The sequence below is a fragment of the Leptospira saintgironsiae genome, from assembly GCF_002811765.1.
GTDB lineage: Bacteria > Spirochaetota > Leptospiria > Leptospirales > Leptospiraceae > Leptospira_B > Leptospira_B saintgironsiae.
Genome location: NZ_NPDR01000001.1, coordinates 516,011 through 539,100 on the forward strand (window position 1 = coordinate 516,011; position 23,090 = coordinate 539,100).

General features: G+C 37.6%; 16 protein-coding genes. 8 read left to right on the forward strand and 8 right to left on the reverse strand.

What is annotated here, in order from left to right:
* Positions 1–159: 159 nt before the first annotated feature.
* From CH362_RS02400 to CH362_RS02415, 4 genes are all read left to right on the forward strand, one after another.
* The gene (locus tag CH362_RS02400) at positions 160–1,728 is read left to right on the forward strand and encodes a methyl-accepting chemotaxis protein (RefSeq protein WP_100709247.1); all 1,569 of its coding nucleotides are present in this window, start codon (positions 160–162) and stop codon (positions 1,726–1,728) included.
* 82 nt (positions 1,729–1,810) lie between these two features.
* Positions 1,811–4,582, forward strand: a complete 2,772-nt coding sequence (locus tag CH362_RS02405; RefSeq protein WP_100708741.1) for a SpoIIE family protein phosphatase — start codon at positions 1,811–1,813, stop codon at positions 4,580–4,582.
* A 92-nt stretch (positions 4,583–4,674) separates the two neighbouring features.
* Positions 4,675–5,676: a ketol-acid reductoisomerase gene (ilvC, locus tag CH362_RS02410; protein ID WP_086447694.1), complete on the forward strand. Its 1,002-nt coding sequence runs from the start codon at positions 4,675–4,677 to the stop codon at positions 5,674–5,676.
* Positions 5,677–6,004: 328 nt separating this feature from the next.
* Entirely contained in the window at positions 6,005–7,627 is a 1,623-nt protein-coding gene (locus tag CH362_RS02415) for a caspase family protein (protein WP_100708742.1), read from the forward strand.
* A gap of 70 nt (positions 7,628–7,697) precedes the next feature.
* On the opposite strand, the gene CH362_RS02420 is transcribed toward CH362_RS02415, so the two are convergent.
* Entirely contained in the window at positions 7,698–7,904 is a 207-nt protein-coding gene (locus tag CH362_RS02420; RefSeq protein WP_086447697.1) for a hypothetical protein, read from the reverse strand.
* Between the two features lie 163 nt (positions 7,905–8,067).
* Here CH362_RS02420 and CH362_RS02425 point away from each other — a divergent pair, with 163 nt between their 5' ends.
* The 3 genes from CH362_RS02425 (at position 8,068) to CH362_RS02435 (ending at position 12,260) form a co-directional block, all read left to right on the forward strand.
* A complete protein-coding gene (locus CH362_RS02425; protein ID WP_100708743.1) occupies positions 8,068–8,301 on the forward strand; it encodes a hypothetical protein in 234 nt (77 codons plus the stop codon).
* A complete protein-coding gene (locus CH362_RS02430; protein ID WP_100708744.1) occupies positions 8,298–10,208 on the forward strand; it encodes a MutS family DNA mismatch repair protein in 1,911 nt (636 codons plus the stop codon). The genes CH362_RS02425 and CH362_RS02430 overlap by 4 nt, the downstream gene beginning before the upstream one ends.
* Before the next feature lie 81 nt (positions 10,209–10,289).
* Positions 10,290–12,260: an LTA synthase family protein gene (locus CH362_RS02435; RefSeq protein ID WP_100708745.1), complete on the forward strand. Its 1,971-nt coding sequence runs from the start codon at positions 10,290–10,292 to the stop codon at positions 12,258–12,260.
* Here the strand turns inward: CH362_RS02435 and CH362_RS02440 are convergent, their stop codons facing one another.
* The 6 genes from CH362_RS02440 to CH362_RS02465 all read right to left on the reverse strand — a co-directional run bounded on the left by CH362_RS02440 (position 12,261) and on the right by CH362_RS02465 (position 19,555).
* On the reverse strand, positions 12,261–14,321 hold the full coding sequence (locus CH362_RS02440) for an AsmA family protein (protein WP_100708746.1): 2,061 nt from the start codon (positions 14,319–14,321) through the stop codon (positions 12,261–12,263). It abuts the gene before it with no gap.
* Between the two features lies 1 nt (position 14,322).
* Entirely contained in the window at positions 14,323–15,285 is a 963-nt protein-coding gene (locus CH362_RS02445; RefSeq protein WP_100708747.1) for an ABC transporter ATP-binding protein, read from the reverse strand.
* The gene (locus tag CH362_RS02450) at positions 15,282–16,274 is read right to left on the reverse strand and encodes an ABC transporter ATP-binding protein (protein WP_100708748.1); all 993 of its coding nucleotides are present in this window, start codon (positions 16,272–16,274) and stop codon (positions 15,282–15,284) included. The genes CH362_RS02445 and CH362_RS02450 overlap by 4 nt, the downstream gene beginning before the upstream one ends.
* Positions 16,271–17,311: an ABC transporter permease subunit gene (locus CH362_RS02455; protein ID WP_100708749.1), complete on the reverse strand. Its 1,041-nt coding sequence runs from the start codon at positions 17,309–17,311 to the stop codon at positions 16,271–16,273. The genes CH362_RS02450 and CH362_RS02455 overlap by 4 nt, the downstream gene beginning before the upstream one ends.
* The gene (locus CH362_RS02460) at positions 17,308–18,321 is read right to left on the reverse strand and encodes an ABC transporter permease subunit (RefSeq protein ID WP_100708750.1); all 1,014 of its coding nucleotides are present in this window, start codon (positions 18,319–18,321) and stop codon (positions 17,308–17,310) included. Before CH362_RS02460 ends, CH362_RS02455 begins: the two co-directional genes overlap by 4 nt.
* 103 nt (positions 18,322–18,424) lie before the next feature.
* Positions 18,425–19,555, reverse strand: coding sequence for a lipocalin-like domain-containing protein (locus CH362_RS02465; RefSeq protein WP_100708751.1), 1,131 nt, complete (start codon positions 19,553–19,555; stop codon positions 18,425–18,427).
* A gap of 178 nt (positions 19,556–19,733) precedes the next feature.
* On the opposite strand from CH362_RS02465, the gene CH362_RS02470 reads away from it, so the two are divergent.
* Positions 19,734–20,717: a lysophospholipid acyltransferase family protein gene (locus CH362_RS02470; RefSeq protein WP_100708752.1), complete on the forward strand. Its 984-nt coding sequence runs from the start codon at positions 19,734–19,736 to the stop codon at positions 20,715–20,717.
* Here CH362_RS02470 and CH362_RS02475 read toward each other — a convergent pair whose 3' ends face one another.
* The gene (locus CH362_RS02475; protein ID WP_100708753.1) at positions 20,718–22,685 is read right to left on the reverse strand and encodes a phosphoethanolamine transferase; all 1,968 of its coding nucleotides are present in this window, start codon (positions 22,683–22,685) and stop codon (positions 20,718–20,720) included. It lies immediately after the preceding gene.
* Positions 22,686–23,090 lie beyond the last annotated feature (405 nt).

The window sequence follows — 23,090 nt, forward strand, 5'->3', positions numbered from 1 at the left end:
TGATCGGATATATTAGGGACTCCTTAATAAAGGGCAACGTTAACGTTCTTTTGCAATAAATTTTCCACGAATAAAATACGAAAAAGGATCGATTTATTGGCCCTTTTGCCGTCTTGGATATTAGTTAATAAAAATGTTCCTAAGGCGGGTTTTTCTAATATGGTAGCACGTTCCGAAACGGAAAAAATTCTCGCTCAAGGTCCGATCACGATCAATCGAATCAGATTCGGACTGACCTTGCTCTACTTCGCATCTATTGCAATGGGTTACAAAAGAAGTACCCTATTCCAAAACTCGCTCTATATTCTCGGGACCTCAGCTATGGTGATATACGTCACCTACTCTTTTCTTAAAACTAGATTCGGAAGCGGAGTATCGCCTTTTTTAGGAAAAGTTTTTATAGTAACTGATGTTATCGTACTTTGTTTGGTCATGATTGGCGCTACCACTGAAGATGCAAAGCTTGCTTCGAATGTTATCAAACAAGTTGTACTATATACAATTAACGTTATATATATAGTGTACGCTGGTCTTTTGCTCTCTCCTAGATTCGTATACTTGACTGGTTTCTTAACTATTTTATGCCAAAGTTTAGTAACAGTGAATGCGGCTTATACCGGAGTTATTTTTACAGAAGATAGTATAACTTCTATCACTCCTGGCTATGCAGCTATGTCAGAACAAATTACTAAGATGTTATTCTTAATGACAACTGCATTCATAGTAGTTGCTGTTATTAAGATCTTCTTGCAGTTAAAAAGTATAGAAGAAGAAAAATCGCAAGCCATCGAAAAATCCAAAGAGGATTTGGAATATGGTAGGATCAGAATGACTGAGTCTGCCATTTCTTTAAAAGAGAATTCCAAAAAGTTAAAAGACTTCTCAGACGATTTTTCGGAAGTGATAAGCAATCATGCTGCTTCTTTCGAAGAGATCAGTTCCACAATGGAAGAATTTTTAGCTCAAACGGAACAATCTACAGAAACAGTAAAAGATCAATTCACAAAGATTGAAGGACTATTGGGAGAAAGTAGGAATCTTAATACTCTAATTGATCGTATCTCAGGACATTCCAACGACTTGAATCGTAATATGGATATAGTCTTAGATGCAGGAAAAGCAGTAAGCCAATTCGTAGATGGTCTCAGAACTTCATTAGAATCTCTGGGAAGTTCTTTCAGATCGGTGGGGGAAGTGAACCAGATCATGTCTGATGTTGCTGATAGAACTAACCTTCTATCCTTGAACGCATCTATCGAAGCCGCAAGAGCCGGGGCCGCAGGAAGAGGATTTGCAGTTGTTGCAACTGAGGTTTCTAAACTTGCAGAGAGCAGTTCTGAGAACGCAGATCGTATTTCTAAAATTATAAATGAAAGTACTAAGTATGTACAAGACGGACAAAAATCCGCTCATACTGCGAATGAAAAAGTGAAAGAGCAAGATGCTTTGTTCACAAACTTTTTAGATAGTTTTAAACAATTGAATCAATTATTGAGCGAGCAGAAAATTGTGAACGAGCGTTTTTTGAACAGCCTTTCAGTTTTAAGAAATTTATCTTCTGATATTGAATCTGGTTCGAAAGAACAGTCGCTTGGAGCTAATGCAATCATGACGTCTGTATCTTCTTTGCAAAGTTCTATGGATTCTTTGTTAAGAAAGAGCGAAATGTTGGCCGAAACCATCAAAATTTTGGAAACTGAAGCCCAAACACTAGCTTCCAAAGGTTAGTTATTCTTCTGCGAAAATTTCCGAACTAGTTTGTGTAGAAAAATCTTGAATTCTAAACACTAGGGATTAGAAAAGTCGCTCCATGGTTTATTTTAACTCATGGGCGATCTCTTCGCTCATCTGTTCCATCTTTACCTTTATCATTTTTGCTTTTTTAGCTGCGCTAAAGAAGAAGGCGAATTATACAAGCGCGTTCTCTCTTCTTTTCTTTTTCGTATTTTTGATCAACTTTGGGTTCTTTTTCTCGGCGATTCTTCCGTTTCCAGGAGCGTCTTATCACAGACTAGTTACAGGACCGGCAGCCGTATTTGGTACGATTTTCCTTTGTATATTTGCGTACTTATATCCTAGAAATGATCATCCTAAAGAAGCAAAGTATGTGATTGGATCATTACTTGGGGTCTCTTTAATTACGATCTCTTACTCATATTATCAGATATTTACGAATAAGCCGTTATTCGATTTTACAGGGCAGATATATAATTACCAACAAAAGGTGGGCAATCTACTCGCGGTTTCTTTACTTGCGTTCCTTCTGGTCATGATACTTATTCAGGTCAGAAAAATTATCAGAGCGGATAAGGAAGAAAGAAAAGCTTTAGTGCAGATGTCTTTGGGAATGGACGTAACCTATTTAGTCCCTGTGGTCTCGAATCTTTTGTTTAGATCTGGTGTGATCACATTTAACGCGTTCCAGCAATTATATGTTGGTTTTATGATCCTGGGATATTTTACCCTGACTATATTATTCATTAATAATACAGTAGATAAAACTTCCTTTATGACAAAGATCATTGGGATTACGGTGGCGACCTGTCTAGTTTTTGCTCAGGCGTTTTCTACGGTAGTGAACTTAAAAAATGAGTCCTTATTTGATGAGATCAGTATTAAAGAAGCCCAAACATTTTTGAATACAGGTAAATCAGAAGGTTCTTCGATCGCATATGCTATTTCTTTGGGAGATTCTTCGACTAAGCCTAAAATTTTAATAAAATCTGTAGGTATAGAACCGAATCTAAATCTTGCCCAAAAAGAAATTTTAGAAAATAGAAAATCGGGAAATTTCCTAAAAAGAACTCCGATCACTAATCTCCCTAAAACAATTCCAGGAGATTACGTACCTTCTCCTAATGACCTATTTTATTCTTATTATGTAAGAGATGAAGAAGGCGAAAGAACTCTCCTGGTCGCATTTCCTTATCTACATTACAGAAAGTTTTTAGATGAAACGAATAGTTGGTTAGTATTCTTAACTCTTTCTCTCGTATTTGTGATCTTGGTTTTGTTTCCATTCTTCTTTAATCGAAGTTTGGTTCGTCCTCTGAATACTTTGATCCGAGGAGTAGGAGAAGTAAATTTAGGAAATCTTACGATACGAATTCCTGTACTTGTACAAGATGAGATAGGTTATCTTTCCGAATCTTTCAACAAAATGGTGGGAAGTATCCTAGAAGGAAGAACAAAGTTAGAAGAGTACGCAGATACTTTGGAAGAAAAAGTGGATGCTCGTACGAAAGAAGTTACCGAAAAAATGGAAGAGATCCAGTCGCTCAAGGTGCAACAGGATGGAGATTATTTTTTAACTTCTCTATTAAGTAAACCCTTGATGACGAATTGGAATCGTTCCTCTTCTGTTACGACTAACTTCTATATTGAACAAAAGAAAAAATTCGTTTTTAAGAGCAAAGAATCGGAAATCGGAGGAGATATTTGTATCAGCGGAAATCTTCTATTCGGTTCTGAGAAAGAAAGATGGTCTGTGTTCTTAAACGGAGACGCGATGGGAAAATCCATGCAAGGAGCAGGAGGAGCCATCGTACTCGGAACGGCTATGAACAATATCATGGCTAGATCTGCGAGCCAAGGAAAGGTCTTAAATATTTCTCCAGAAGACTGGGTAAGAGAAGCTTATCGAGAGTTGGATGATATTTTCAGAACGTTCGATGGAGTTATGATGGCTTCTGCCATTCTTGGTCTCATCAATGAGAAAACCGGAAGGATGTACTATTTTAATGCGGAACATCCTTGGGCGGTACTCCTTCGAGATGGAAAAGCATCTTTCTTAGAAAAAGAATTAACTTTACGTAAACTAGGTTCTCCTTCCGAAATGAGTTTTAGAATTTTAGAATTCGATCTGATGCCTGGAGACATTCTTTATATAGGTTCAGATGGAAGAGACGATATCAATTTAACCGAAGATGGTGTGAATTGGATCATGAACTCTGACGAGAATATGTTTCTCAAAACGGTAGAAGAGTCCAAAGGAGATTTAGATAGTTTAGTGGATCGTATCCATAGTTTAGGTGCATTATCCGACGACCTTTCTTTAATACGGATTGGATTTCACGAAAAACTTTCTCCGAATATTACAGAATCCAAAACTGGAATTCCTGAATCCGTATTAAGAAAATACACCGAAGCTAAAGCATTATTACAACAAAGAGAGATCGGCACCGCAGTTGTATTATTGGAAGAAGCATTACATTCTGTTCCTTCTTTCAAAGCAGCCGCAAGATTATTAGGGCAAGTATATTATGATCGAAAGGAATATGATTCTTCTTCTCGTTGGTTTGAAAAATATTTAGAGTTTGATTCAGATTCTCCTAATATCTGGTTCTTACTTTCAGTATGTTATAAACATTTAAAAGATTACTCCAAGTCTAGCCAAGCGGCGGAGAAGGTCCGGACCTCTCAACCTCATCGTCTTGCGAACCTGATCAACCTCACGGATAATTATAGATTATTAGGTCGCTTGGACGAAGCACGTTCGATCCTGGAAGCTGCAGTGTCCATAGACGGAGAGAGTCCAGGAGTCAGAAAGCTGGACGAACTCTTGAAATCGAAGGGGTACTGAAACAAATTTAGATTGTGGAATCGGCCATTTCACAATGTTTTGTAAAAAAGACGCCTTTTTAGAACTCCAAAGGTGGAACTCGAGGTGCCACAATGGCTAATTTATACTACGATAAAGATACGGATCTTTCCGTATTAAAAGGAAAGACCATCGCCGTAATCGGATACGGAAGCCAAGGTCACGCACAAGCTCAGAACATGAAAGATTCAGGGCTGAAAGTTATCATCGGTCTTAAAGAAGGATCCAAATCCAAAAAAGAAGCTGAAGAAGCAGGTTTTGAAGTATTCTCCGTTTCTGAAGCAGCTAAAAAAGCAGATATTATCCAAATCCTAGCTCCGGACGAGATCCAAGGCGACATCTACAAAGCAGATATCGAGCCTAACCTTAAAGACGGAGATGCATTAGTTTTCTCTCATGGATTTAATATCCATTTCGAATTCATCCAACCTCCTAAAACTGTAGACGTTTACATGGTAGCTCCAAAAGGACCAGGACACTTGGTTCGTAGAGTATATGTAGAAGGTGGTGGAGTTCCTTGTTTGATCGCTGTAAACCAAGACGCAACTGGAACAGCAAAACAAAGAGCACTTGCTCATGCAGCCGGAGTAGGCGGGGGAAGAGCAGGAATTCTTGAAACTTCTTTCAGAGAAGAAACAGAGACAGATCTTTTCGGAGAGCAAGTAGTTCTTTGTGGTGGTCTTTCTAACTTGATCATGGCTGGTTTCGAAACTCTTACTGAAGCTGGTTACGATCCTGAGATCGCTTACTTCGAATGTTTACACGAAGTTAAATTGATCACTGACCTGATCTACGAAGGTGGATTAGCTCGTATGCGTTATTCTATTTCCGGAACCGCAGAATACGGGGATTATGTTTCTGGACCTCGTATCATTGATGCTGGTGTTAAAGCTCGTATGAAAGATGTTCTTGCTGATATTCAAAAAGCAAATGGTTCCAAATTCGCAAAAGCTTGGATCGCAGAAACCAAAGCTGGTTATCCTGAGTTCAACAAAATGAGAGAGAAAAATGCAGGACATCCAATCGAAGATGTAGGTAAAAAATTACGCAGCATGATGAAATGGCTGAGTAAATAATAAAATCCTAATACTTGGATTTAAAAGGCCGGAATTTTCCGGCCTTTTTTATTTGGTATGCTTACTAATATCTTCTCGCCCCATACTTAATTAAAAAGATCCCTAAAAACCCATAGTTGTTCGAAAACCGGAACAGATTACCGGGAACATAAGTTGGAAATTTCTTGTCCAAAGTCTTAAAATCGTTCTAAGTTTGGAAAAAAAATCGGAAAATCTCAGGTCTTAAGTCCGGTACTTGCTCTAGGAAGGTATCTATCCTTAGGGCAAAAAAATAATGACAAAGCCTAGCTTTTTGCTATTTTGAGACACCCAAGCCAGGAGGCTCTGATTGAAATCCTTAATTTCCATAATCGGAATTTCCCTCTTTTTGTTTTCTACAGATGTGTTCGCACAGAAAAGGTTCGGCCTTATCTTCGGATCCAACTATAAAGGAAACAAAGCCGGAATCCCTGAATTAAATCTTTGTGAGGCTGACGCCAAATATCTACACGATGAGATCAAACGTGTAGGAAAATTCGACGAGATCAAAATTGTTTTGGGTCAAGACGTAACCAAAAACAATATCCAAAAAGAAATTAAGGCTCTTGCTTCTAAAGCAAAAGCAGATGATACAGTATTTCTTTATTTCTCAGGTCACGGCGCTTTTCAAAGAGATGAAAAAGCAAAGAACGGAATGAGGAACCTGATTATCTGTTATGATAGGCCTCACCTTTCTGATGATGAGTTGAATGATTATTTAGAAGGTATTAAATCTCCTAAAACCGTTTTCGTTTTTGACTGTTGTTTCTCTGGAGGAATCGCTAAAAAAGGAAAGGCAACCAGAGGTTCTACTAACGTTCCAATTCCAGAAGGAAGTGATGGAACAGTTAAACAAGACTCTCAGGACTTTTTCTTCCAAGATAAGGCGATCATTTCCAGCGCGGATGATAACCAAACTGCGATCGAAGTCGGCGGAACAATCAATCACGGGATCTTTACTTATAATTTCGGAAAGGCTCTTTCTAACGGGGACTTAAACCAGGACAATGTGATCACTGCACTCGAAGCCTTCTTCGCTTCTAAAGATGAAACAGTGAATATGGCTAAAAAGTATGATCACGAACAAGTACCTCAGATTTCGGGTAACGCGTCCGGTATCTTCTTAGCTGGAGAAAAAAAGCCTGATCCTCCAAAACCTGTAGAGCCTGTTAAACCTCCTGTAAATCCTACTCCAATTCCGGATGTTCAACCTCCTAAACCAGAGCCTGAAACTCCAGTTGTAACGAACGAAGAACCTCCGGTTGTTCCTACAAATTTGAAAGGTGACTTGGTTATCAAGACTACAATCATCCAAGACAGAGCTTATGCAGTATCCGATCTTCCTCCAGAGATCCGTATAACTTCTGGAAAGAAGAGAGTTGGGAATCGTTCTATCAGAGTACTTATTGACGATAAGGAAGTGGATAAGACTATCACTACTGAATCTTCCAATTATTGGGGAGCAGTGAAAAGAATGGGGAAACTCATTCCAGGCGCGACTTATACTTTGACTGTAAAAGGTGTACCAGCTGGTGTTCATAAGGTAACCATCCAAGCGGATGATTATCCTGAAGTCCAAAAGACTCAGGCAGTTCTTCCTAATAAGAGAAATGATCTGGAAGTTGTAACTTCTATGACAGGTTATGGAGCTATCCGAGGAAAAGTATTCTACAGAACCTTGGACAACCCTGTACTTAACCAGCCGATCTTTATGCCTACAATTACAAGTGTAAGCGGTATCCAAAAATTGAATACTGACCAAAACGGTAACTTCTGGTTTACGAATTTAAAACCGGGAGAGTATGAGATCAAGGCTACATTCGCAGAAGATCTAAACTTAAATAATGCTGATATTAAGGTGAGAGAGGGAGAAGTAACGGAAGTGGATATTATCCTGAACGTTAAGTTACCTTCTACAAAAACTAAATACTAAGAACAGAATATTTAGTTTCAGGAGAGCCTCTCGAGAGATCGAGGGGCTTTTTTTGTTCCTGGTTTGGGTTTTAATCTTTTTGAAAACTATTCCATTGTTTGGAATTGATTCTTCTTTTACGAATTTCGACTAAGATTTTCATTTGTCTTCTGTCTAACAAATTCCCAGCTTTTAGACCGGATTCCGGTAAAGCAGTGTCGTTTGTAAGATTAGCAAAGGTTTTTCCGATTTTTGCGAAGGAACTCCGTAGATCCGGATCCATTTCGGGATATATCATAAATCGCCTCCGTGCGACCCCATTCGGGAAAAAAGGGAGAAAGTTCCGGATTTCCATCCTTGGAAAGGAAGCTTTCTCCCAAACTGTACTTCGGGACTTTGCGAAAATACTTGAGATATTTTTTTTCTTGTACGAAAAGAAAGTACGGAGTAAATTCGGTAAAATGCAGATCCGTCTGGAAAATAGGACTGGCAAAAGATCGGGAAGATTCGTCGTATACGAGTACGGAACGGATCTATTCGGTTACGTCTACGTGGACAAATTTTTGGGCCGCGATAGGGGTAAAATGGTCTCTACTTGGTTGATGCAGGATGTAGGTTCTTTGGTTCGTCTTTTGGATCATGAAATATACAAAAGAGAGACTGAAAACTACGAGAACGTTACTTTAGCGGTATGAACGCCACGAGTAGGGTCCACCGACTCGGATCCGAAATTTCCCGCCTGGGCAGGATCATCCAAAAAGAAGAATCCACCCTTTCTCTATTATCCACTTTCAGAATACTTTCCTTCTTATTCTTTATTTCCTGGATTGTCGGAGTTTATCTCTTACGAACTGTATCTGATCTATATTATTTACCTTCTATACTTATCTTAGTCGTATTCTATCGTTTATTGTCTGCATACCAAAAGAGAAGAGAGAAGATCAGAAGGTTACATGTCTGGACTGATTTTTTAACCTCTCAGATATCCAGGATCCAATTGGATGGAAAACATTATCCAAAGTCCAAAAGAGAATATTATAAAAATCTGGTATTAGAGTCAGGGCTTCCTTCTTGGACCAAAGATTTAGATTTTTTAGGGGAGAAGGGGATCTTTTCCAGAATAGACACCACCGTTATTCAAAAAGGAACTTCTAAATTTTTAGAAAGTTTTTTAGAAACTCCAGAAGAATCAAAAGTAATCGCAAGACAAACTGCAATTATTGGCCTTTCTAAAAGAGCAAAGGTTTTACAAAAGTTACTCAGACAATTTAGATTATACGAGGCTTCTTTCCCGGCAAGAAGAGAAGGAGAAGAAGAGAAACTTCCTTCTTATATTCCTAAGATCGGGAATTTACAACCAGAACGTTCTGAAAAGAATAAGATAGATTTTCCATTCAATTTATTTGAAGAAGAGCCAAATGATTTTTGGAAATCTTCTTTTGGAAAAGTTTCAGGAGCGCTTAGAGTTTTATTTCCGATTTGGCTAGCTCTTGTTTGGCTTTTAGTATTAGGAAGTTTTCTATTTGGGCAAAGCTGGGGATTTGGGATCTTTATTCTTCATTCAGCATTTTTCGGATCTTATAGAAATAGATCCTTAAAAATGTTACAACCAATTGCGGAAGATTCTGAAACGTTAGAAGAATTAGGAAAACTTCTTCTCTATATACGCTCTTCTAATCTTTCCGGAACAAACGGAGAAGTTTTCTTATCCAATTGGAAAAAGAAAGATCTCAAAAATTCTTGGAAACAATTTCTTAAAATTTCCAATCTGGCAGCTTATACCCAGTCTCCTTTAGCACATGCATTCTTAAATATTCTATTTTTCTTTGATCTTTGGATATGGAGAAGATACATTTCTTGGTGGAATAAGGATGGAGCTTCTCTAAAAGCATCTATGTCGGATCTTGCAGAGCTAGATTCTTTACTTCCTCTTGCAAATTTAAGCTGGATAGAACCTGGATTTACTTTTCCTAAATTAGAAAAATCAAATACAACGATCCATGCTAAAGATCTTGTACATCCACTAATTCCTTCTGACAAAAGAGTTTCGAATGATCTGGAACACATGCAACCAGGGAAACTTCTTCTTTTAACCGGATCGAATATGTCTGGAAAAACTACCTACTTAAGAGCTTTAGGAATTTCAGGAATATTTGCGATGGCAGGAGGACCTGTACCTGCTTCTGAATTTATAACTCCTATCTTAGAAGTACATTCTAGTATCCGAAACGAAGACTCTGTAGAAGAAGGGATCTCTTTCTTTTACGCGGAAGTCAGACGCCTAGGAAAAATATTACAAGAAGTCAAAAATTCCCAAAAAGGCAGATTAGTACTGTTAGATGAGATCCTAAAAGGTACGAATTCAAGAGAAAGAACAATCGCCTGCAAAGGGATCTTAAAGAAGTTAAGACAGTACGGAGTTTTCGGGATTATTACAACTCATGATTTGGAATTAGCAGACTTGCCTGAGCTTTCTTTATTTCATTTCAGAGAAGAGATCGAGAATGGAAAAATGACTTTCGATTATAAGATTAGATCCGGAATAGTCCAGTCTAGCAACGCTTTAGAAGTATTAAGGTTAGAAGGTTTGGATCTGGACTAAATCAGACTTTGGTTGATAGTCAGTATCTCTCTTTTTTGTCTTGCCCGACAGGCTCTCTAAAATTCTAATCAATTGGAAAAGATGAAACGTTTACCAAGCAATCTTAAATTGATCGGCGGATACGCCATCTACTTTGTTCTCATTCTTATTCTTTATAAATCAGCTTTCCTTTGGGTGTATTCCTATCGATTAGAAGGGGCAGAAACCAAGGATGTTTTGTGGGCAATCTTGGTAGGGCTTAGGTTCGATATCTCGGTAATTGGAATGATCTTAGGGCCATTCGCTTTTCTTTCCTGTCTTCCTTATATAAATCGATTTAAGTTTTTCAATTTTTTTTGGGGATACTTTCCAATCCTAATCAGCGTTTGGATGCTTTCTCATTTGATCGCTGATATAGTCTATTTCGAGAACGCGAATAAACATATAGGCTACGAAGGTTTTGTATTCATTGGAAAGGATATGGGTGTGATCTTAAAATCCGCCTTTGAACAAAATCCATTCTTAGCTGTGGTGGCTTCTCTTTTAGTTTTAGTCTTCTTACCCTTGTCCACATATCTTTTCTTAAAATTTAATCCATATAAACATGAACCTGAGTCTTGGAAAAGGGACTCTATTCTCTCGTTCGTTGTGTTAGTACTGGTTGTTTTTGCAATCCGAGGAGGAATTCAAGAAACTCCTTTGAGAGCAAGTAATGCAATTGTTTCCGGACATTCTTTTGTGAACAATATTGCATTGAATGGTGTATTCACTTCCATTATGGATTTGAAAAGCCAATCCATTCCGAACTATTTAAAATTAGAAACTAAAGAATCAGTTCGTATCGTTAGAAAAGAGATTTCTTATGATGGTGCTGAATTTGTCGGAAAAAAATATCCTTTATTAAGAAAACAGAAACAAACGAATAATGGAAAACCTCCGAACATAGTTTTAATTCTACTCGAAAACTGGACTGGAAAATTTATAGATCCGATCAGTGATGGGAAAGTTTTCGGAAAAGAACTCACCCCTAATTTTAATAAACTTTTAAGAAAGGGCAGATTTTATACCAGGTTTTTTGCCTCAGGGGGAAGAACAACTAATGGTATGATGTCTATCTTGACTGGATTGCCAGATCGTCCCGGATTAACCGTCGTCAGAACTCACCAAGTATTAGGAAATTTTTCTGGCATAGGAAATATCTTCAAAGGTTTAGGATACGATACATTCTTCGTAACGGGTGGAGATTTAAGTTTTGATAATAAAGCTACTTTAATGCCTCATTGGGGATTCGATTCTGTTTTGGGCGAAAAAGAGATCGCTAAGTTGAATAGATTTAAGATCGGAGCCTGGGGTTATGATGACGCAGATGTACTTCAGGTACTTCACGAAAAAATTTCAGAATCTAAAAAACCTTTCTTAGGAGTTTCTCTTACATTATCCACACATTATCCCTATCGCGCTCCAGATCCTAAGTTCCGGATCTTTAAAGAAGATGAAAGAGACTATGAATATTTAAATGTGTATCATTATGCGGATTGGGCTCTGCGAGATTTTATGGATCGAGCGGAAAAATCTCAATACTTCGACAATACGATCTTTATATTTGTGGCAGATCATACTCACCATCGCTATTTAGATTATTATGAAGATAGGAATATTCCATTTTTAATATATTCCCCGGGAAAAATATTACCTGCGATAGATGATAGAGATGCTTCTCAGTTGGATGTGATCCCTACTATTTTGAGCCTTGTTGGTAAAGAGGCTTATTTCTCCGCAATGGGAAGAAATCTACTCGCTCCTAAAAAGACTGAGTCTGCGTACTTCGCTTACGGAAATTTGATCGGTTGGATCGAGTCCGATCTATTCTATATCCATTTCGTGGATGGAAATCGTAACTTAAAATATTCTGCAAAAGGTCCAAGAGAAGAAGTTAATCTTTGTGATACGGAAGCCCGGATCTGTGATTCTCATTTTAATAAGGCGAGAGCGTTCTTGAATCTTAGCCATGAATTGATGAATCAGAATTTAGTGTTTCCAACTAAAGAAGAATTGGAAAGAAAAGAGTATTAATTATTTCTCTTTTTGTTTTTTATCAGGTTCTGAGCTGCTACCGCCAAATAAACCGGTAACACCATCCCAAAGATCTCTGACATATTCTCCGATTACGGACCCCGCAACACCGCCTGCATAAGGTCCACCGAGAGGAATCAAATAAGGGCCTAATAAGGTCATACCAGTATACACACTTCCAAGCCAGATTGGATCTACATAAGGTATACTTTTTCCGAAAGTCCCTGCGTAGATAATTGGGATCTGTAAACCTTTGCCGATGTACTTTCCGCCTAGACGGAGATGTAATCTCATATCTATCTTTTGGTCAAAACCTACAGTACCTTTTCCATCCACATCCATTCCGCTGTTTTCGATTTCCAGTTTCATGTTGGGAAAATACATCTCGTTGCCTGAAATTTTTACATCAGATCTAAGAGTTTCAAATTTTAATTCTCTACCATCTACACCTTTGAATGCGATAATTTTACCGACGGTATTCAAAACTGGGACCATGAAGTTTGCGTAACCTACTAGCTCTCCATTTTTAATGGTGATATTCCCGATCCCTTTCATGTTTGCGAAAAGTTCGGTCACAGAATCTCTGGAATGATTTCTGATCTGTGTTTCAAAGGAGAACCAACTGGAAAGTTCACCTTCCATGATTTTTTCTGATAAATAAGGAAGAAGGACTTTATCCACTTGAAGCCTATGAGCATCTCCCTCTACTTCTATTTTGGGAATATCAGGATATATTTTAGCTTTTCCTAATATTTCTCCATTATAGATATATGCGTGGAAGTTTGGAATAGAAAGAAGTGGATCCACATACTTTGCTTCCATTTTTATATGAGCAAATCTATGTTTGAACGCGAAAATATTATTCAATTCTCCTGTAAAATAGAAGATACCTGGAGGAGAATTTGGATCGAAAAGATCTTCTCTTACTTGGAATAATTTTCCTAGTTTTAAAAGATTATGATAATCTCCATAATCTGCTTTGATATCGAACTGGCCTAAACTTCTATTTTTCCAGTTCACACTTCCTTTTGCTGTGGCTTTTGCTACTCCTTCCCAAACCGCTTCAATAAAAGGAAAGGCTACTTTTTTATTGATAAGGTCCAGATCAAAATCCACGTTCAATCTGATATTGCCGAAAGGTAGTCCTCCTTTATATGCAAGATCCTTAATTTGATTTCGGACCTTAAATTTAAAAATAGTACCTTCTTCTTTTATTACTTCCGTTCTTCCGGATAGTTTTGTTTTGGAGAAGTCTCCTGAAGGAAAAATATTGAATATTTCTCTAAGTAATGATAGAGAAAGTTCTTCTGTTTTTAGAACCGCGCTAAATTGCAATTTTTCCCAATTCACTGGGAAGTTTTGCAGGCCGCCTGTCATCTCCAGATCAATAGGTTGATCGTCTATACTTCCTTGGAATAAAAGATCTACATCCTTTCCGTAAAAGGAAACGGAGATCTGAGACTTTTTGAAATATACTATGTATTTTTTATCGTGACTTTGTTCGTTATATACTAATGTGAAATTATCTATTTCAATATTTTTCAAGCTGACTGCGAAAAAATCCTCAGTAGAAAATCCGATCCTAGAATTTACATCATCCAGAAGTTCTTTTACGTTACTCTTCTGTTCTATTTCCTTCTTCTTTCCGTTCAGATATTCTACTATATCAAAAGATCCATCTTTTCTTCTTTCTAAATGAAGGGATCCACCACTGATAGAAATATCTCGGATCTCTATCATTCTTTTGATTAGGCCGAACCAAGAAATATCGATATCTACTTTGTCGCTGACTGCGATTAGAATATTATCTTTTCGGATCTCAATTTGATTTAATTCGATCCCAGGAAAAGGAAGAAGATACAGATCAGAATCTGCGACCTTGATATCCAAGTCCGTTGAACTTCTGAGGCGGTCTAGTATGAACTCTTTATATACATCCTTTCTTTGAACGAAAGGAATGTAGACAATCAATACGAATAATAATACAAAAAAGCCGAGAGCTGAGATATAGCGGATCTTATTCTCTTCTAGATACCGATTGACTACATCCCATGAGCGCATTTTACTTTCCGTCCGGAAAATGACAATAGGACTTATGGCCCTCGCCAAGATCCTTCCATTCTGGAGTTGTTTCGGAACAGATCTCTTTAGCGATAGGGCAACGAGTATGGAAATGACAACCTTTCGGTTTTTTTAATATACTCGGAACTTCTCCTTGCAGAGGAGTTTTTCGGACCTTACGATTTTCTACTTCGAATATAGCTCCAAATAATGCTTTTGTATAAGGATGAGAAGGTTTCTCTGCGATCTGTGACTTAGTACCGATCTCTACGATCTTTCCTAAATACATGACTGCGATCTTGTCAGAGATAGATTTTACAATACCTAGGTCGTGAGAGATGAATAAATAAGAAAGTCCGAAATCTGCTTTCAGCTTTTGTAATAAAAGAAGTACCTGGGCTTGGTTGGATACATCCAAAGCGGAAACTGCTTCATCAAAAAGTATAAATTCAGGTTTTAGGATTAAAGCTCTTGCGATTGCGATCCTTTGTCTTTGTCCTCCGGAAAATTCGTGAGGATATCTGTTCAGGATTTCTGGAGATAGCCCTACTTTTTCCAGAATGTCTGATGCTTCCTTCTCTGCTTGCTCATCTGTATAATTTTCATGGATAAACAATCCTTCCGTTAAAATATCTTTAATATTTCTTCTTGGGTTTAAAGAAGAATAAGGATCTTGGAATACGATTTGGATTTGTTTTCTAAGAGGTAAAAATTCTTTTTCTTTTAGATCTAAGATCTCTTTTCCTTTAAAGAATATGGAGCCTGAATCTGATTTTAAAAGTCTGAGTATTGCTCGGCCTAATGTTGATTTTCCGCAGCCGGATTCTCCTACAAGGCTGAAGGTTTCCCCTTCTTCCATTTCTAAGTTTACATTTTCAACGGCTTTGATTACTGATTTTCTTCCACCAAAGAAACCTTCTTTTCCGTAACTTACGTTCAGATCTTTGATCTCTAAAAGTTTCATCCCGCAAGCTCCTTTTTCTCATTTAAGAAGCATGCGGATAGATGCCCGGATCCATTCGTATTCTTTAATATAGGTTTTACGGTGTTACAGTGAGAGAATACAAAATCACATCTGTCTGAATAATGGCAACCTTTAGGATAATTTCCAGGAGAAGGTAATCTACCTTCTATAGGTTTGAAAACTCCAGTTTGTGAAAAATGAGAAGGTAAAGAATCCAAAAGGTCTTTTGTGTATGGATGATTGGGCTCATCCAAAACTTGATCCACTGTTCCGAGCTCAGCAATTCTTCCTGCATATAATACGCAGATACGATCTGCTATATGGCTGACTAAACCAAAATCATGAGAGATGAATAATACAGATAAGTTCATCTTTTCTTTGAGCCTTAGTAGGAGTTCCACCAACTGGGCCTGGACAGTAACATCCAAAGCAGAAGTGGGCTCATCCGCGATCAAAAGTTCAGGATCACACATCAATGCCATTCCGATCCCGACCCTTTGCAAAATCCCGCCGCTCAACTGATGAGGATAACAATTCATCCTTAACTTTATGTCTGTAATTCCTACAGCTCCAAGAAGATATTCGGCCTTATCTTCTGCTTCTTTACGAGTTCCAAGCCCATGTTCTATAAATCCTTCTGTCATTTGGTCTTTTATTTTGCTTAAAGGATTTAAAGCGGAGAAGGGTTCCTGGAATACGTATGAGATTTTTTTTCCTCGGATCTTTCTTAAAGTTTCTGAGTCGGTTTGAAGAAGGTCCGTTCCTTGGAAGATTACCTTTCCATTCGAGTATCTAAAAGATTCATGCGGAAGTAATTTTGTGATCGCAGCGGAACATACTGATTTCCCACAACCTGATTCACCTACGAGTGCTAAAACTTCTCCTTTGCGGATCTCGAAATTAATATCTTCTAATAATGGTACGAACCTTCCTTCTTTGGAAAGTTCTAGATTTAAGTTAGATACTTGGAGAATAGCTTCCGAATTCATTCGTACGTTACCTTCTCCTTAGAATCAAAAGAATCACGTATCCCTTCCCCTATAAAAGAAGAAAGAAGAATGGTCGCTGCCAAAGACAAAGAAGGAAATGCGATCAACCACCAAGCTCTAAGATTATCTCTTCCTTGGCTGATCATTTCTCCCCAAGAAGGATTTGGTGCCGGGATTCCGTAACCTAAAAAGTCCAAAGCACTTAAGATTGAGATCGAACCGATAAGTGCAAAGGGTAAGAAGGTCACAAGTGGAGTGATCGCATTCGGGAGAATATGATTTTTCATGATGCTCCAAGAGCTAGCGCCTAATGCTTTAGCTGCATCCACATAAGTAAGAGCTTTGGATCTGTAAAATTCTCCTCTCATGTACATGCTGATCCCTATCCAGCTCAAAGCTGAGTAAGTGATCCCGAGTACTATAAATCCTCGGCCGAAGAAGGAACCCATGATGAGTATCAAATACAAGAAAGGGATAGCGGATAAAATTTCGATGATCCTTTGTAGTATGATATCAGTTCTTTTTCCGTAATATCCTTGGATCCCACCTATAATTGTTCCAAATAGAAATTCAATAATTACTAAGATCAGTCCGAAACTCATAGAATTTCTATACGCATAAAAGATCCGAGTAAACACGTCTCTTCCTCTATCATCAGTTCCCAACCAATGTTTCAGGCTAGGAGAAGAAGGAGGATTTTCGTCATCATCAATTGTTTCTAAATTGTCTTCGTTATATCCGTATGGAACTGGGGGAAATAAGATCCAGTTATCATCGTCTTCTTTGAAACTTTCTCTTAATTTTAGTTTTTTATAATTTATAGGAGAATATTCAGATCCACCGAAATCTTTATCGGTATAACGGAAGAAGATCGGGAATTTCCAAGAATCATCATAAGAAACAATCCAAGGTTGATTATTCGCAAGTATTGGTGCAAATAAGGAAATGATATAGGAAGTCCCTAAAATCCAAAGAGAGATCCATGCTTTTGTATTGGATCTGAATTTTTCGAATCTTCTTTTTGCTAGAGAGTTCATGCTTCGAAATTGATCCTAGGGTCGATGATAACATAACAAAGATCTGAGAGAATATTTCCGATCAGTGAAAGAAAACTTTGGATCAATAATAATCCCATCATCAGGTTTGTATCTCTTTCAGTAACTGCCTGGAAACCAAGCAGTCCGATCCCATCAATACTGAATACCAACTCGATGATTAAAGATCCTGCTAAGACCAAACTAAGATTAGAACCGAAACCAGTTGCTATCGGGATCAGACTGTTCCTAAAAGCGTGTTTATAAATTGCATCTTTAAAAGATAAACCTTTGGAAATCGCAGTTCTAACATACTCTTTAGAGATTTGATCTAATAGAGAATTTTTCATTAAAAGAGTGAGCATCGCAAAAGATCCGGAAACATAACAAAGTACCGGTAAGAACATATGTTCTGCTCTATCTATGATCTTTTCGAAAAAATCCAGATCATCATAATTATCAGAATATTCGTGACCTAGAGGAAAGACCGAAAACACTTCTCCGGAAGAGAACAGATATAATAATAACATAGAAAGCGCAAACACTGGAATAGAATATGCGATTAGAATGATTATACTTGTTCCACTATCGAATGCTTGTCCACTTTGGATCGCTTTACGGATTCCTAATGGAATACAGATCAGATAGGAAAGTAAAAATCCGGAAAGGCCAAATGTTAGAGATACAGGGATCTTCTCAAAAATGAGCTCGTTTACCGGACGAGAATGTAATCTGGATTCTCCCAAATCCAAACTTGCAACATCCCATAACCAGTACAAGTAAGCGACCGGAAGAGGTTTATCTAAACGAAGTTTTTGTTTTAAGATCTCTATCTCTTCGTTATTAATTAAAGAAGATCTAGCCCCGTCTTCGTTGCCGTATCCTCTTAATTTTGCGATCTCTCTTTCTAACGGTCCACCTGGAGCCAAATGGGATAAAATAAATACCAGGAAGGTGATTCCTATGATTGTGGGAACAATCAGAAAGATCCTTTTTAAAAAATAATTTCTCATTCGGATTAAAGTCCGTTATAAATCCCAGCCCTCTTAGAGCATCGAACAACTTTCCATACCGTTTGCCAGGGATAAAGGTTTTTTCTCCGGCCTAAATCGGCAATTAGCGGAAAGGTTTTAGTTCTAGATAACCTTTTCCTTTTACGGATTTTCCATCGATATCTCCGCCAACTTTGACTGCGCCTTCCCAATAAATTAGTCCAGTGCTAGATCTTGCGTCGAATTCCTGCTCTTCGAATTTGGGCGAGATATTCAAATTAAATCGTTCGGAAATTAATTTCCATCGTAATTTGTAGGAATTCCCAGTTTGGTCGCTTTTCCAGGTCTTATCTTCCGGAACAAATTTCAGATCGTTTTCATTTTCTAAAGAGATTACTTTTCCATCTGGAGAACGATAAGTCCCGAAAGTTTCCACATCTCCGGATCTGTTCTTAAAATTGAATGCCATGATATCGGAGCCATCTTCCATTTGGATACAGATCCAGTCCCAGGAAATGTCTTTGGAAGAAAGATCAAATGCAGCCTCGGTTCCTTCTGGACTACTCCATTCATGGTCCATCCAACTTGTGCCTGATTTGACATGATATTCTTTTCCTTCCAGATAAAGAGAACCCTTGGTTTCTAAACGAGGGATGCTATAATAATAAGAGAAAAATTTAGGATTCTTTCTGCTCTTGAGTGACTTTCCGTTTTTGCCGTGGATAAGAATATTTTTTGGTTTGGCGCTCAGCTCTAATTCTAAACCGAAGCCAGAGTCTGTTCTTGGAAAAGCAGAGATTCTAAAATCCGCAGGACCTGTGACTTCCATACGATAGTCTCCGCTCCATAAGTTGCTCTTGTCTTGGCCTGCAACTCCCCCTAATTCTCTTTCGATGGTTTGGGAGATTTTATGTTTTTCGTCTTCCAGATCAGAGATTGCAAAGTGAACAGGATACAATGCAACTTTAGGTCCAAGGTAAGCTCGGAAGAAGCTTAATTCATATCCTAATTCTTTACCTTCTTCCGTATCTAAGATACCGATGAAATAACACCATTCTACTCTGTATCCTTTATGGAAAAAGTGGTCTTGGGGAAATTTAAAACTTTTGCCTTGGCTTTCTTTTAGATCGGTTTTAGGGGCTGCGAACCCGCTTCCGCTCGTGATTAGGAACATAGATGAGAACAGAGCTAAAACTAGGATCGCGGAGGTTCTATTTGGTCTTGCGACTTTATTTTTTAAAAATTGAAAGGGCATATATTGTCCTTATTATTCTGTCGGACAAAGTCCTGAGAAATTAGACCCGACCATGGTTTCTTTTTCTTTTTAACTATTCAATCGATTCGTTTTTTTTATTATTAGATTTGGAGAAGATCCTAAAATTTAAAACAAGTCGTGTGATCCTGGATCTGTTTATAAAGGCGGGATTGATGTTATGGCGAATCCAAAACCTCGAAGCGAAAGACAAAAAGTCAAAAAATTCCTGCAGTACCTATTTGCGAGAATATTGGTAGGCACACTTTCTATATTCCCTTACGTTCTTAGGGGAAAAATCCTATTTTATATCATTCGATTCCTGGCCAAAACGACAGGTGCTACCAAAAAAAGGATCGAAAGACATGTCCGAACTGCTTTCCCTCAAATATCCGAATTAGAGATACAAGAGTATATTCTTCATAACCTCAGAAATCTTTCTCATATGGCTAACGAGTTCTGTGAAGAACCTAGAATGAACAGAAAGTTCATAGATAAATGGGTGAGCTTCTTACCAGATAAAGAAACTCACACTAGACTATTTGAGAAGGGCGGGATCTTAGTTTTAGGTCATTTAGGAAATTGGGAAACTATGGGAGTTTCCATTTGTTACACAGCCCCTAAAAACGATCTATACGTATTCGCAAAAAGACAATCCAATCCTTGGTCCAACGCCTGGATCGAGAAAAATCGAGCTTCTCAAAGAATTAAATTGGTTTATACGGATGAAAGTCCTAGAAAGGCTCTGACTTTGTTGAAGCAAGGAAAGTTAGTCGCCTTTATCTCGGACCAGGACGCAGGCAATACAGGCTCCTTCTTTCCTTTTTTAGGAAATATGGCTTCTACATTCTTAGGGCCTGCAACATTCTCCAGAATGACAGATGTCCCTATCTTATTCTGCAGCAGCTGGTATGATAAGACTGGAAAATTATATTTTCATGTAGAAGAATTCGAAAAACCAAATTTGGATCCCAGAAAGGACCCAGAATTATGGGAGAGAGAATTTACTTACAAATGGGTAAAACGTTTAGAAGAAGAAGTTTATAAACATCCAGGTGATTATTTCTGGTTGCATAGACGTTGGCATACCAAACCTGAAAACAAAGAAGAACTAGATAAGTTCTGGAAAGAATTTAAATCTTCTTCTGAAAGATCTAAGGTTTAATTAAAAAGCTGCCGGTTTAGTAGAACTTCTTTTTAGTTCAGCAGTTTCCAGATTTTCTTCTGAAGTCTGGTATTGTAAACCTTGGGAAGTGAATAATTCCACGCAGACCCCACAGTCTTTTACCACTTCTCTAAAATGGATCCTATTTTCTTCACTCGCTTCTGCCCAAAGATCTTTTAACTCTTTCGGATCTTTTGAAAGATCGAATAGACGTTCTTTGGAAGGGTTTGAGTTCAGGTTCATTATATAATGATAATTTCCCTTAATATAGCTGATCCCAACTTTATATAAAGAGATCTCATTATTATTGGTGATAATGATCCTACGATCTCCGTAAATATCTCTGAGTAAGGATTTACCTTCCAGATTTGTAGAATACCTTTTGACTGCAGGATTGTTTTCCAGATTTAAAATATCAATAAAGGTTGGAATTAGATCTGTATTTGCAACAGGTCTTTCAGTGTTTCTGCGTATAGCTTGCAGATTAACTGATTCTTTAAGAGAATTTGGAATGTATACCAACATTGGAATGGCAACAGTTTCTACGTAATTGCTATCAATATGCCCTAGATAATCATGTTCAAAAAGAGATTCTCCATGATCAGAAGTGAAGATCACTACAGTATTCTCTAAGAAACCTTCTTTTTTGAGATAAGCGTAAACTTCTTCCAGAAGACCGTCCATATGACGAACAGAGTTATCATATTGGTCTGGAACTGAATCTACTGCAAAGACCTTCGATTCTTCTGGGACTATGTATGGAAAATGATTCGTATTGAAGTGTAAAACTCCCGCGAATCTTTTACCCGAGGTTTTAAATCCTGTAAGATATCTTTTGAATTCTTTTACAGTTTCTCTATCATCTATCCCGATATCGTTAAATACTTTTAAGCCGCTTTTTTCTTTATCCCAAAGGAAATCGATCCCTGAGTTTTTGAAAAACCCTTCGAAGTTATTCCACTGAAGGTTATGGCTCGTAATATAGAATGTAGAAAGCCCGGCAGATTTTCCATACTCCCAGAATAATGGATAAGTATGAGTCATCGGAACAGGTTGAGAAGGAGATACTCCAGTTAAAATACTCGGAAAAGATAGAAGAGTAGAACTGGAATTTGAATATGCTTTCTTAAATAAGAAGTATTGGCTGCGGTCCGCTGTCTGAGCAAATTTAGACATGAAAGGAGTGGTGTTTCTTTCGTAACCGTAAACTCCTAAACTTCCTTTTCTCAAACTTTCTGTTACTACAAACAGAACATTGAATCCAGGATTAGAAACGATCTGAGGAAGTCTAGGTTTGTTCCTAGATTGTAAACCGGCAGATCCTAAACTATCTCCTGTTAGATGATTGTATAAGTTTCTCCAAACGAATGCGACCGTGTTTGTATCAGAAACATATACTTGGTCATTAAACCTAGTATTATTATGTAAGAATCCGCTGATCGCTAAAAATACGATGACTACTCCAATCCTTACTGGAGTTTGGAATTTGTACTTTAAAGGTTCCTTAATAGTTGTGAACCAAAGAGAAGCACCTAACACGATAAAGGATAAAAGTCCAAAAACTAAAGAGGATTTAGTAAATCCACCTTCTACGATTGTCCAACTGTTTAATGGTTCATGGAATATAAAAGAAAACACGAAAAAGTTAGGCATGATCCCGGTATACGCATAGTATCCGTAAGAACCTAATAGTGTTCCGACATAAAAAGATAAAATCAGAGCAAATACGATATAGTACGCTATTTTAGATTTTCGCTGGTATAATATTCTGAGAAGAATGATCGCTGCAGAATATAGAATTACTGAATAAATGAATGAGAGAAGATAAAACGCCCACTGTAAGGGTTTGAATGTAGGTAAAATTTCATCTCTGACAATGATGTCCGAAATTAGTATTACTGCAGGCAGGACCCAAACTGAATAACGGGAGAATAGCTCTAATATATTTTTTTTATTTATGGTTCCCATCTTTATCCAAAATTCCTAAGGACATGTAATTCGTCAATTACACCAAGTATATCATACCTTCTCAATGACTAAAAAGAAAGTTATAAAAAATGAATATTAGACCGATGTTCAGTCGTGATTGAGATCGATTCTAATTTATTCTTCTAAATTTTAAATTGAACGAATCCAATAAAAAAATTTGGACGATTCAATCTCAATCGAATACGAGGAGTTAGACGTTCTTTGTAAATAGATGGTTAAGTTTTTTTGAAAGTGTATACAGCATGAGATTATAAGTTTTGGAACATTGGAAATAAATTATTTCATAATATAGTTCCAGACTATTTCGAGTCGTTACACTTGCTCATAATTTCTGTGACATAACTGAAAGTATCATTTTATAGAATTCAAAATAGGCAGTAAATT